This is a genomic window from Hyphomicrobium sp. (assembly GCF_051860585.1).
Classification (GTDB): Bacteria; Pseudomonadota; Alphaproteobacteria; order Rhizobiales; family Hyphomicrobiaceae; genus Hyphomicrobium_C.
The window spans coordinates 93929-104974 of record NZ_JBHYDS010000010.1; the positions used below are offsets into that span (position 1 = coordinate 93929).

17 protein-coding genes and 2 pseudogenes are annotated in these 11046 nt (G+C 65.1%); 2 read left to right on the plus strand and 17 right to left on the minus strand.

The window, feature by feature from the left end; genetic code table 11:
* Positions 1–8 precede the first annotated feature (8 nt).
* The 10 genes from ACTIFK_RS15915 to ACTIFK_RS15960 form a co-directional block, all read right to left on the minus strand.
* Positions 9–770: a lytic transglycosylase domain-containing protein gene (locus ACTIFK_RS15915; RefSeq protein ID WP_047558450.1), complete on the minus strand. Its 762-nt coding sequence runs from the start codon at positions 768–770 to the stop codon at positions 9–11.
* Positions 771–773: 3 nt separating this feature from the next.
* On the minus strand, positions 774–1109 hold the full coding sequence (locus tag ACTIFK_RS15920; RefSeq protein ID WP_047558448.1) for a DUF736 domain-containing protein: 336 nt from the start codon (positions 1107–1109) through the stop codon (positions 774–776).
* A gap of 45 nt (positions 1110–1154) precedes the next feature.
* Complete coding sequence (locus ACTIFK_RS15925) at positions 1155–1700, minus strand: S26 family signal peptidase (RefSeq protein WP_047558444.1); 546 nt, start codon at positions 1698–1700, stop codon at positions 1155–1157.
* Complete coding sequence (locus ACTIFK_RS15930) at positions 1697–2203, minus strand: DUF2840 domain-containing protein (protein WP_047558441.1); 507 nt, start codon at positions 2201–2203, stop codon at positions 1697–1699. The genes ACTIFK_RS15925 and ACTIFK_RS15930 overlap by 4 nt, the downstream gene beginning before the upstream one ends.
* On the minus strand, positions 2200–2454 hold the full coding sequence (locus tag ACTIFK_RS15935; protein WP_047558438.1) for a hypothetical protein: 255 nt from the start codon (positions 2452–2454) through the stop codon (positions 2200–2202). Before ACTIFK_RS15935 ends, ACTIFK_RS15930 begins: the two co-directional genes overlap by 4 nt.
* Positions 2451–3089: a ParA family partition ATPase gene (gene parA, locus ACTIFK_RS15940; protein WP_150978932.1), complete on the minus strand. Its 639-nt coding sequence runs from the start codon at positions 3087–3089 to the stop codon at positions 2451–2453. The genes ACTIFK_RS15935 and parA overlap by 4 nt, the downstream gene beginning before the upstream one ends.
* Positions 3086–3376 (minus strand): helix-turn-helix transcriptional regulator, encoded by a 291-nt coding sequence (locus tag ACTIFK_RS15945; protein ID WP_082004870.1) that lies wholly within the window; start codon positions 3374–3376, stop codon positions 3086–3088. The genes parA and ACTIFK_RS15945 overlap by 4 nt, the downstream gene beginning before the upstream one ends.
* A 153-nt stretch (positions 3377–3529) precedes the next feature.
* A complete protein-coding gene (locus tag ACTIFK_RS15950; RefSeq protein ID WP_052224903.1) occupies positions 3530–4039 on the minus strand; it encodes a DUF2285 domain-containing protein in 510 nt (169 codons plus the stop codon).
* A gap of 43 nt (positions 4040–4082) precedes the next feature.
* Entirely contained in the window at positions 4083–4310 is a 228-nt protein-coding gene (locus tag ACTIFK_RS15955; protein ID WP_167523840.1) for a transcriptional regulator domain-containing protein, read from the minus strand.
* A 126-nt stretch (positions 4311–4436) separates the two neighbouring features.
* Positions 4437–4700 (minus strand): DNA -binding domain-containing protein, encoded by a 264-nt coding sequence (locus ACTIFK_RS15960; RefSeq protein ID WP_047558812.1) that lies wholly within the window; start codon positions 4698–4700, stop codon positions 4437–4439.
* 168 nt (positions 4701–4868) lie between these two features.
* On the opposite strand from ACTIFK_RS15960, the gene ACTIFK_RS15965 reads away from it, so the two are divergent.
* Positions 4869–5114 (plus strand): helix-turn-helix domain-containing protein, encoded by a 246-nt coding sequence (locus tag ACTIFK_RS15965; protein ID WP_366937483.1) that lies wholly within the window; start codon positions 4869–4871, stop codon positions 5112–5114.
* Positions 5115–5335: 221 nt separating this feature from the next.
* On the opposite strand, the gene ACTIFK_RS15970 is transcribed toward ACTIFK_RS15965, so the two are convergent.
* From ACTIFK_RS15970 to ACTIFK_RS15980, 3 genes are all read right to left on the minus strand, one after another.
* A complete protein-coding gene (locus tag ACTIFK_RS15970) occupies positions 5336–5659 on the minus strand; it encodes a DUF736 domain-containing protein (RefSeq protein WP_047558430.1) in 324 nt (107 codons plus the stop codon).
* 583 nt (positions 5660–6242) lie between these two features.
* Positions 6243–6686 carry a hypothetical protein gene (locus ACTIFK_RS15975; RefSeq protein ID WP_047558427.1) on the minus strand — a complete coding sequence of 148 codons (444 nt, stop codon included), beginning with the start codon at positions 6684–6686 and terminating at the stop codon, positions 6243–6245.
* A 148-nt stretch (positions 6687–6834) separates the two neighbouring features.
* Positions 6835–7002 carry a hypothetical protein gene (locus tag ACTIFK_RS15980; RefSeq protein WP_167523850.1) on the minus strand — a complete coding sequence of 56 codons (168 nt, stop codon included), beginning with the start codon at positions 7000–7002 and terminating at the stop codon, positions 6835–6837.
* Positions 7003–7302: 300 nt separating this feature from the next.
* On the opposite strand from ACTIFK_RS15980, the gene ACTIFK_RS15985 reads away from it, so the two are divergent.
* Positions 7303–7533 (plus strand): hypothetical protein, encoded by a 231-nt coding sequence (locus ACTIFK_RS15985; protein ID WP_291738352.1) that lies wholly within the window; start codon positions 7303–7305, stop codon positions 7531–7533.
* Positions 7534–7607: 74 nt separating this feature from the next.
* On the opposite strand, the pseudogene ACTIFK_RS15990 reads toward ACTIFK_RS15985, so the two are convergent.
* The 4 genes and pseudogenes from ACTIFK_RS15990 to ACTIFK_RS16005 form a co-directional block, all read right to left on the minus strand.
* Positions 7608–7832: pseudogene (locus ACTIFK_RS15990) on the minus strand (SLOG family protein); the annotation flags it as partial.
* 137 nt (positions 7833–7969) lie between these two features.
* Entirely contained in the window at positions 7970–8728 is a 759-nt protein-coding gene (gene istB, locus ACTIFK_RS15995; RefSeq protein WP_439544016.1) for an IS21-like element helper ATPase IstB, read from the minus strand.
* The gene (istA, locus tag ACTIFK_RS16000; protein ID WP_439544017.1) at positions 8725–10221 is read right to left on the minus strand and encodes an IS21 family transposase; all 1497 of its coding nucleotides are present in this window, start codon (positions 10219–10221) and stop codon (positions 8725–8727) included. The genes istB and istA overlap by 4 nt, the downstream gene beginning before the upstream one ends.
* A 122-nt stretch (positions 10222–10343) precedes the next feature.
* Positions 10344–11003 (minus strand): annotated as a pseudogene (locus ACTIFK_RS16005) (ArdC family protein); the annotation flags it as partial.
* Between the last annotated feature and the right edge of the window lie 43 nt (positions 11004–11046).

Consider the following 11046-nt stretch of genomic DNA (forward strand, 5'->3'; position numbering starts at 1 on the left):
AAGCGCCGTCATCGCGGGCCTCCGCCATCCGAGCGCGCCACGAACAGGCCCGAGGATTGCGGGACGATCGCGGAAGTCTCGCGCGCCCGAGTTGCTGCCAGAGCGTCGTCCGGAGTGCTTTCCGCCTGCGCTGGATCGACGCTGGTCACGTTGTTGGCGCGCGTGATGAACAGCGGCGCGCGAGTCCAGGCGCGAGGATCAGCCGCGGCGACGGTGGTTGCACCCGGCAGGTCACCGCCGCCGAAGGAAGGGATCAATGCGGCCACATAGGCGCGGGTCTCGGCCGGCAACGGGCGGCCCGCGAGATATTCTTCGTAGCGCCCTGGCCCCGCATTGTAGGCTGCAAGAAACCCCGGCGAACCGTAGCGATCATGCATCTCGCGCAAGTAAGCTGCGCCAGCCAATATATTGTCGCGCGGATCGTATGGGTTTCGCCCGAGACCATGGCGGACGCGCAGCTCCGCCCAGGTAGCAGGCATGATCTGCATCAAGCCCATCGCCCCGGCAGAGGAGATCGCGCGCACATCGCCGGCGCTTTCCGCGCGCATGACGGCGCGAATCCACGCGGCCGGGATGCGGAAGCGCCGTGCGGCCTCTTCAATGTAGGCGGCGAACGGATGGGCCGTCGCCGTCCGCGTGCCCGGTGGGTTCTGCGCGCTCGCTGTGGCGTTAAACGGCACGGCGAGCAGCAGGCCGGAAAGGAGAAGGAGGCATGTCAGTCGGACGGCGCTTGGCCGCCCGACGACAGCTTGATGGCGCGGGCCGGACATCGTTCAGTCCCGCTCGCCGCGCTTGGGCGGGCGGTTCCAGTGCAGATTCCAGGCGGATTTGTCTTCGGCCGATTGGAACAGATTGGCGCGGATTGGCTGGGCCAAGGTGGGATCGTCGATCTGCAGGGAGACGTAGTCGCCGGCTTTCTCACCGGTGCGTTTCCATCCGGCGCCGATCTCGGGGCCGTCATCGCTGCCGTGGTGAACACGGTAGTCCGGCGCGTTCTCAGCGTCGGTGTGCTCGGCGGGGACGAGCACGATTTCGGCGTCGAGCGAGAGCGTGCGGATGTGGCCGGCGTAGCCGTTCTTCGTGCGGGTGAATTCGCCGATCTGCGGCATGGGAAGACTCCTTTGCTGTGCGGTGAGGTCGGATAGGCGCGTCGTTCACCGCGTCGCGGCGCGCCATTGGAAGCGGCCGCCGCCGTCTTCATCGGTCCACACAGGCGTTGCGCGGCCGATGATCGAGCGGGTGGAAATCGGACCGAAGTAGCGCCCGTCGAGGCTGTCCTCGACGGACCAGTTCATGAGGAAGATCTCGCCGTCGGCGATGCGCCGGCAGCCCTGCCAGACGGGCAGATGGCGGCCGAGACGGTCGCGCGTCAGCGCTTCACCCATCGCGACGCCATCGACGGTGACGTGTGCGCCGGTGCGGCAGACCTGCTGGCCGGGAAGGGCGGCGACGCGTTTCATGAGGGGGACGCCGCGCGGCACGTAGCCACGCTCGGCGAGGAACGATGCGAGCGGCTCAGGGGCGTCCACGGCGACGAGGTCAGTCACTTGAAGGCGTGGCGACCGGTCGAGCGAATAGAGTCCGATCGGCGTGCTGGCGGACGCGTTCCAGATCAGCCGGGGCGTGATGTGGATGAAGGACAGGCCACCGATCAGCATCACGGTGAAGTACGTCGTGATGACGTAGCCGAAGCGGGTCATGGCTCGACCCTTCGGCGCAAGAGGATGGCCCGGTGCTGCTGCGCGGTGTAGTTGCGCGGTTCCTGGCCGGCGACGAGCCGGTTATGAACGTGGCGCCAATGGTGCGGCGAGACCTCGGCGGGATTGATGCCGCTGGACTCGATCGCGTCGACGATCTGCAGGACGCGCTCGACGTGTCGCCAGCTCTCGGCCTTCAGCAGAATGTCGCCGCCGGGGCGCACGAAGGGCAACGTCTGATAGGGTTCGCCCGGCGAAACCGCGCGCACGATGTCGATGCGCGAGAGGACCGTTCCGAAGTCGTTGGACGCCCAGCGGACAAGCGCGAAAACGCTGTGGGGCGGGAAGCTGACGACGCGCCGGCGGCGGTCGAGAATCTGTTCGTGGACCTCCTGTCCGAACCGGATCCAATATTCGATCCTTTTCTCGATCCAGGTCAGCTCGACATGGGTCAGGCCGGCGACGTTCGGCGTCGCGGCGCGACGCAAGTCGGCTGCGCCGTTCATGGCGTTGCTCCATCGGTTGGGGGAAACTCGCGGGCGAGTAGCTCGCGCAGCATGTCGGCGACGGTGACCCCACGCTGAAACGCGGCGATCTTGATCTGGCCACGCATGTCGGGCGTGACGTCGATGGTGAGGCGCGCGGTGAAGGTGGCGGTGTCGCCGCCGCGCGGGTGCCGCGGATTGGGGGCTTTCACCCAGCTCTCTGGATCGGCTGGACGTGCAGTGAAGGCGCGTTTGTGGGGCCGCTCCGTCATGGTGCGATCCTCCCGACCTCAGTGCAGAGTGCGGTGATCTCGCGCGCAGCGGGGCTGCGTTCGTTGATCTCGGAGACCAGGCGGCCGGAGCGTGCCGCGTCGGCGAAGGTGACGCGCTGGCCGACGGTGCTGGTGAGTACCGGCGGATCGTGATCGGCGAGCGTCTCGGCCGTCTCGCGCGCGATGACGGTTCGCGCTCCGCAGCGATTCAGCACGAAGCGGGCGGCGAGCTGGGGGCGGTAGATCCGCGCCTCGCCCAGCAGCGAGAGCATCTCCGCGGACGCCCAGCCATCGAAAGGCGATGGCTGCACGGGGATCAGTACCAGGTCGGCGGCAAGCAGCGCGGACCGCATCAGGCTGGCGACGCGCGGTGGCCCGTCGATCACCACATGATCGGCGTCTCGCGCCAGCTCCGGCGCTTCGCTGTGAAGCGTATCCCGCGCCAGGCCGATGACACCGAAGAGTCGCGGCAGGCCTTCGCGTGCCCGCTGCTGGGACCAATCGAGCGCGGAGCCCTGTGGGTCCGCGTCAATGAGTAGGACGCGCCTTCCCTTGCTCGCCCATTCGCCGGCGACATGCAGCGTGAGCGTCGTCTTGCCGACGCCACCCTTCTGATTGAGGAGCGCGACGATCATGACGCGCCGCCGCGTCGCACGGGCATTCCCCCGGCGGGCGTCGCCTGTCGTTTTGCAGGGTGGACAACACCGTGGCCCGGATCTGATGTCGACTGCCGTGTGCCGCGATCCGCCCAAGCCTGAAGATCGTCGAGGGCATAGACAATGCGTCCGCCGAGCTTGCGATAGACCGGTCCCGTGCCGTAGGTGCGGTGCTTCTCCAGCGTGCGACCGGATAGGCCGAGGAAGCGCGCCGCCTCGGATGTGCGGAGATAGCGTGGCGGGGGGTCGAGTCGCGCTGCTGACATTGGGGCCTCCGGTGGATCGGCTGCCCCGCCGGCGTGCAGTGGCGAAGCGGCGACCACGATGGCGAACCACCGGCGTCAGGGTGGATGACGGAGTGAGACCCCTCTGTGCGCGTACCCCCCTTGTGCCCCTCGTTCGATGGGGACCGCAGGGAGTCAGCGGCCGGCCAGCAAGCGGAGATAGCCGCCGCGCACCATCGTCTCGGCATCCTTGACCAAACGGATTGTCTGGGCGCGGATGGACGACGTTTTCCATTCGGTGGCGGACTGCCGCGGCGTGTCGAAAAGCACGCCGGCGATTTCGCGATAAGTCGCGCCTGCGGATCGGCCATCGAGCGCACGCACCATGCGCACCAGCCGCAGGCGGCGGCGCGGTGTGAGCGTGAGCGCGCGCGGTAGCGGACCGGGGGCGCGTCCAAATAGGCGGCGTTGGAATCGCAATGCCGCTTCGGCGCGGATGTGGAAGTTGTCGTCGAGCGGCAGCAGAACGGCGAGCGGTTGAGCCGGGTCGATGGCGCCGACGACCAAATGATGATCGCCGTCGGGATCGGCTAAAATGATCGCACCTTCGCCTCCGGGTTGCGCGTGCAGTGTGGCGTGAGTTAGGTCGAGCTGGTCGAGTCGCTTGGCGGCGAGAAAGACGGCCGGCGCTGGTTCAATCAGCAAGACGCTGGCGACAAGCTCTGGCCGCCAGAAGATCGCGGTCTCGCTAGCGGAGCGGTCGGGATCGAGCAGGAAAGCGCAACCCCCATTGCGGGGTGGCGCTCCTATGCGGCAATGAAGCGCTCTCGCGGCTGGCCGGGGTGCCGCGCAGGCGGTCATAGTCGCTGCGATAGTCGGGATTGCGGCGCAGAAACTCCCACGCGAACCCTTGCCGTTCCAAGCGGTTCAGCGCGCGTTCGGTTGTCTGCAATCGCCAATCCGGCGGCTCGGCCATACGCGTCTCCTCGTCCGCGCTCTGAGTGGCCCCCTGCGCGTTAAGCCTCGCCGCCGACGAGGCTCGGCGGAAGTCCCCAAAACTGCGGGGCGCGATGCCTTGCACAACCGGGAGGAGTGTCCCGCTCTAGGACACGCGGGGACGGAGGAGCTCGCGATAGCCCGTCGTGGTCATCCAGCGGGCGCGGGCGAGATGGCTTTGATGAATAACGCGAGCGCGGTCGGGGTCATCGTCGGGGTCGAATCCGAAGATGATTTGCACCGCCTCACGCCAATCGGCCCCTTCCGCGTCGGCGTCCAGCAACCGGATGTAGGCGGCGAGATGGCTTTCATCGTAAGCCGTGAGACGGTTGCTCTCGGGCGGACGATCCAGGAAGTCCATCGTGATCATCGGCGCGTCCATCTGTCTTGGTTAATTGATCGTATCGGCTCCGCCAAGGCACACCAGACCGACAAGTGAAATTTCCCGATGCTTTTCACGCATCACGGCAGCCCGCTGGCGGCATCACGCTCAGCCGACGCGGCCGTGTATTATAACACGTAGCGATATAATGCACTATTGTCTCCTATCCTGCGGATGGACATTCGCAGAATCTTTGGAGCCAACGTCAGGAGGTATCGCGTCGCTGCCGGTCTGAGCCAGGAAGCGGTCGCCGTGAAAATGGGTGTGGACCGCGCCTATGTGAGCGGCATGGAGCGGGGCCAGCAAAATGTCACGCTGTTGACGATGTGGCATTTGGCGGAAGCGTTGAACGTGAAACCCGCCGACCTCCTCGATGAGACGGTGGAAGTCACTGAAACATGACTCTACGCGAGTCGCGTTACAATTCAGCTCGCGTCCCGATCCGACCAACCGGACCTGCGGAAACGCGTAGGGTTGGCCAACCGGCGATCCGGAAAAGCGACAAGGTGCAAAGCCGGAAGGCCAGCCCGTTCGGGCCAGCCTCGAGGTGGTTTCGCGTGCGTGCCTTGGCGGGGCCTTGAAGGACTGCCCCGCCCGAGGATCGGGCGGGGCGTCGCTGGCGGTTAGTCGGCGCGGCGGCCGTTGGGACGAGACCAAATCAGGCTGTAGCCCTCGCCGTCCTCGTCGTCGAAGAGGTTGGCGTAGATCGGGGCGGTAAAGCTCGGGTCGTCGAGCTTGAGGCCCAGATAATCGCGGCCCTCGTTGGAGCGCTTGGCCCAGGCGGCGCCGATCTCGACGCGGCCCACGAAGACGCGGTGGCTGGGGGCGTTCTCGCCGGAGCGGTTGGCCTCGGGAACGATGCGGACGTTCTTCGCCTGGACACTGAGGGTGACGATTTGGCCGCTGAACTCGTTGCCGGTCTTCTTGAAGGTGCCGATGGTCGCCATGGTAGTTCTCCTTGATCTCTGTTTCGAGCCCGCACCATGCGGCCTCGATGGCGATCGGTTGGCCGGAGGCGATCGGCGCCGCACCTGCTTGCAGGCCGAAGCGCAGCGGAGGATGGCAGCCAGGCGACTTTGTTGTTTCGCGAGGAATGCCGGCGAAGCCGGCAGGGGAAGAAAGTCGATCGGCGCCATTGCGGCATAGGCGGTCGAGGCGCAGCCGGCCTTCGGCCAGATCAGCCCATCGAAGAGGCCGCTTGGAGTGCTCGATCAGACAGAGGTGTATCGAGGAGAACGTGGCTCGACCCGTCGCCTTCCCCAATGGACCGGCACGTTTAGCGCAACATTCCGTATCGGCGTCCGGCGGACGAAAGTGGGATCGTCGCCCGGCCGCGTAGACGAAAGACGTCTCAGGGATCCACCATTGTGGAGTTGAGGAGCAGCTTCGCCGATTGGCTTGTGTTCCCGGCGGGCTTCGATGTGGGCTGCTCACGTCTAGTCGAGAGGCGCTCTATGGCATCGTCTCGCCAACAAACGACTAGGACGGCGTATGCAAGCCTTGCTCGGCCGCCCCTGCCGTGCAGCCCGCTTAAGCGCGCGCCATGCCGCCTTGTCCCGTAGGCGCGGTCCCAGCCAACGTCGTCACGCGAACGAATGCGGTGACGCCGACTGCGATGGCGCCGATCACAGAGAAGATGATCGGCCACGTCTCGGACGGCATAGTGTGTTTCACGATGCCGTGGGTGGCGTGATAGCCGGCGATTGCGGCCGGCGCGACGAAGGCGATGGCGATCGCGAGCCTCAGCCAGAGCGGTTTCACGAACACGAGCAGGAGTTGGCCCACGCCGAGTGTGACCAAGCCCGCGACAAATCCAACGGCAATAGCTCCGAGCCATCCCGCGCCTGTGCCGTAAGCCCATGCGCCAACTGTGACGCCAGCGAACAAGGGCAGCGCATAGACCGCGAGATAGAACATCAAGCAGCAGAGAACGCCGATCGCGGCGATGCTGGCGATGATACCAATGAAGATCATGGCGATGGTCTCCCGTGAGAGAATGTTTGACGGTCGCGCCATCCACCACCACCGCGGCGCGAGCAGAAGTATAGCTGAAAACAGACGCCAGCGGGAGGAGAATTCCCGTTGGCGTTCTGCGGTGCAGCTTGCGTGGCACTTCGCCCCTTCATGGTTGGAAGGGGTCGAATTCGTGGATGACGGTGCCGGGATCGCCGTCATACTCGGCGGCGAGCATGACGCCGTAGTTGCCAGCGTCAGCATGAAAGACGACGACGCAGGCCATGAGGGTGGTGGCGAGGTTCCAGCCGTTTGCGAGTGCGAGGGCTTGAGACATTGATCCGGCTCCTGTGTTGAGGCGGGGCCATCCCCGCGCGACAGGCGCCCGATGTGTCCGACCGAGGGCCGCAATCACCGCGCAGGCAAAGACGGAGCGGCGGCACGCTTCAGCGTAAGCCGACCCCTTGTGGGTTGATGGCGTCAGGCCCCTCGGCCGGACCAAGGATCAGCGCTGGTAGACGCGGGGTGGCGCCCGTCGGCAGGAGCCGTTACTCAAAGGCCGTCGCCGACCATGCGTGAAACCTCGCTATCCTCACGGTGCGCTGACCGATCGGCTAAGGTGCGCTTACGAGTCGACATGATGGTTGAGGCATGCGGCATGACGGAGTTCACGGGACGCGAGTTGCATCTGGTGAAGAAGGCGCTCGCGATTGCGGTGCTGGCGATCGAGCGACAGGCGGGACCGTTTCAATCGGCGTCCGATCAGAGCGATATGAAGGCGCTGCTCGACGGCCTGATCGAGAACGACACGGAGTTGGCGCACTATGCTCGTGCGGCCCGGCTCGCGGTGACGGGTGAAGCGGACTGAAAGGCGGTTTTGCGGAAAGCCGTTGACCCGCCGTTGCGGTTTCACGTCATTGCACGGGAAGGGTAAGGCGGCGCTCACGCGCCGCCGAACTTCCAGACCGGGATGCCGAGCTTCTTCGCCTTGTCAGCGAGGTTGTCCTGGATGCCGGTGCCCGGGAAGTGCAGGACGCCGATCGGCAGGGTCTCCAGCAACGAGTCGTTGCGCTTGAACGGTGCGGCTTTGGCGTGCTTCGTCCAGTCGGGCTTGAAGGCGATCTGCGGCACCTTGCGGTTGTCGGCCCATTTGGCGGCGATTAGCTCCGTGTCAACGGCGGAGTAAAATCCGGCCAATGGGCGGAGCAAAACCAGGCCACTTATGGCGCGCGCATGAGACCCGCCGGGAGGGCGTAGCCCGAGCGGGGGTCTCATGCGTGCGCGGCGATCTTTTGAGAGGGGTTTCAGCCGGCCTTTCGGGCGCGGCTTTGCGCGAGACGATAGCTGTCGCCATTCATCTCGAGAATGTTGACGTGGTGTGTGATGCGGTCGAGCAGCGCGCCGGTCAGACGCTCGGACCCCAAGGTTTCCGTCCATTCGTCAAACGGAAGATTGCTGGTGATCAGGGTGGCGCCCCGTTCGTAGCGTTGCGAGATCAGCTCGAACAGCAATTCCGCGCCTGTCTTGGAGAGTGGGACAAAGCCAAGCTCATCGATGATGAGAAGCTGGTAGGCGGCCATCTGCTTCTGGAACCTTAGCAGACGCCGCTCGTCGCGCGCCTCCATCATCTCGCTGACCAGAGCTGCGGCTGTCGTGAAGCCGACGGACATGCCCTTTTGGCATGCTGCCAGGCCGAGGCCGAGTGCAACATGGGTCTTGCCCGTGCCGCTCGGCCCGAGCGCGATGACGTTCTCCCGACGCTCGATCCATTCGCAGCGCGCCAGTTCCAGCACCTGCATCTTGTTGAGCTTGGGGATAGCGGCGAAATCGAAGCTATCGAGGCTTTTGACGACTGGGAATTTTGCTGCCTTGATGCGGCGTTCGACCTTGCGGCGATCCCGTTCGATCATCTCCTGCTCGGACAGCCGGGTGAGATATCCGACATGATCGACGCCCTCGGTGGCGCATTGACGGGCCAACTTCTGGTACTCGCGCTGGAAGGTCGGAAGCTTGAGGGTCTTGAGGTAATGGGAGAGCAGGATCTCGGGCACTTCAGTGCTCATGCCGCTTCCTCCCCATGCGCAGAAAGCAGCCGCATATAGGCCTTCGCCGATGTCGTCTCGACCGTCGCCCTCGGCAGGTAAGGATAGATGGACAGGTCCAGCCGCGGCGGTCGGCGCTCCACCCGGCACAGGGTCAGATGCTTGACGGCGTCGAAGCCGATTGCTCCAAGTTGGAGGGCCTGCTTCACCGCCGCATGCAGATCGGCGAGATCGAAGCTCTCCAGCAGGCGAAGAACCTGCACGTACTCACGCCGGCCATGCTTTGCCATGCGGCCCTCCATCAGGCGGCGCAGCGTGGCGAACTCTTCGGGCAGATCCCAGCCCTGGAGAGGTGCAGCCTGATCCAGCGAATTGATCTTCTGCTCGATCAGCGGCAGGTAGTGCAGAGGATCGAAGATGATGTCTTCCCGCGCCCAGCTTCGGGGATGACGGGCGATGATCTCTCCGCGGCAGCCGATCACCACCTCGTCGACATAGCCTCGGACCCAGACGTCCTGATGCCCATAGGAGACCGGGACGGAATAATCGTTGGTCTTGTAACGAACCAACGACTGGGCCGTTACCTTGGCGCTGGCCTGATCGCAGGCATCGAAAGGCGACGGCGGTAACATGCGCATGGCAGCGAGATCACGCTGCAGTCGCTCGCCGATCGTCTCGCTCTCACCGCGCAGCCTGTCGCGCTGACGCTTGCGGCATTGCTCCTCCAGCCAGACGTTGAACGCCTCCCATGTCGGAAACTGTGGGATCGGCACCATGAAGTTGCGACGGGCATACCCAACAAGTCCCTCGACGTTCCCCTTGTCGTTGCCTTTGCCCGGACGCCCGTAGCGGTCCCGGATCAGGTAGTGGGACAGAAACCCGCTGAACAGCGTGGCCCGCTTGCGGGTGCCGTCCGGCAGGATCTTCGCCACAAGGCATCGGTCGTTGTCGTAGACGATCGATTGCGGCACGGCCCCGAAGAAGGAGAACGCATGAACGTGGCCGTCCACCCAGGCCTCCGACACAGCCGCTGGATAGGCTCGCACATAGCAGCCGTCGCTATGCGGCAGATCAAGGACGAAGAAGTGCGCCTTCCGCTCCACCCCACCGATGACGACCATCGCCTCGCCGAAATCGGCCTGCGCATGCCCTGGCGGATGAGCCAGCGGCACGAACACCTCCTGGCGACGCTGGTCCCGCTCACGCATATAGTCTTTGATGATCGTGTAGCCGCCGGGGAACCCACACTCGTCACGAAGCCGGTCGAACACCCGCTTGGCCGTATGGCGCTGCTTGCGCGGCACCTTCACGTCCTCATCAAGCCAACGATCGATCGTCGAAACAAACGCATCCAGCTTCGGCCGCCGGATCGGTGACCGGCGCTGATAGCCGGGCGGAACCGAATACGACAGCATCTTGGCCACGCTATCGCGCGATATGTTGAAATGCTTCGCAGCCTGACGCCGGCTCATTCCATCAGAACAAGCCAGCCGAACCTTCAGATATAATTCCACGGTGTAAATCCCCAACCCTCCTGCCGTCGTTGCAGAAGGAAAATAGGTGGACGACTTTTACGCCGCCCGAAGCGAGACTATCCCGCCGCTACCGTGGACTAATTTTGCACCGCCGCTCTCACGCTGGCGTGCCCCAGCTCGTGCAGGGCTGTGCGGTGCCAGTTGATTGGCTCGAAATATGCCTGCGGCGGCGGGACCATCACGAAGTCCGGACCCGGTGCGTAGAAGGCGCGGTTGCCGCCGATGCGGAAGTCGACGCCGGTCGCGCGGATCAGCGCCTCGACTCTGGGCTCGATCAGGCCCGGCGGCGGCGGTGGCGCGACGGCCGCGACCTCGGCCGGCAGGTTTTCGCATTGGGCGGCGTTGAAGACGGTGAACCGCTTCAGGAACGGGATGGCGGCGGCTTCCTCGCCGGTCTCGCGCGCGCGTCGCTTCTCGTCGTCCGGCACGAAGCGGTCGGCATAGACGACGGTGGTTCCGTGCTCGCCCTTGCGCACATTGCCGCCGAGCGAGAGCGCCTGGCGAAAGGTCAGCCAGCTCTGGGCGGGGAAGCCGTGCTCGATCACGGCGCCCCAGAGGATCAGGACGTTGATCCCCGAATACTGCCGGCCGGTGGCGGCGTTCTTTGGCATGGCGAGCGGCGCCTTCGCCGCAGCCGTCCCCCAGGGCTGGACCCAGGGCACGCGGCCGGCCTCCAGCTCGACGATGATCTTGCCGGTGATTTCGTCATAGAGGCTCGCCCGGTCGTGGCCGGGGCGAGCCGAAGCGGTCTTGGTGGACATCGCGGTTCTCCGCGACGGGCGCCGGAGGCCTCTCCTCCAGCCC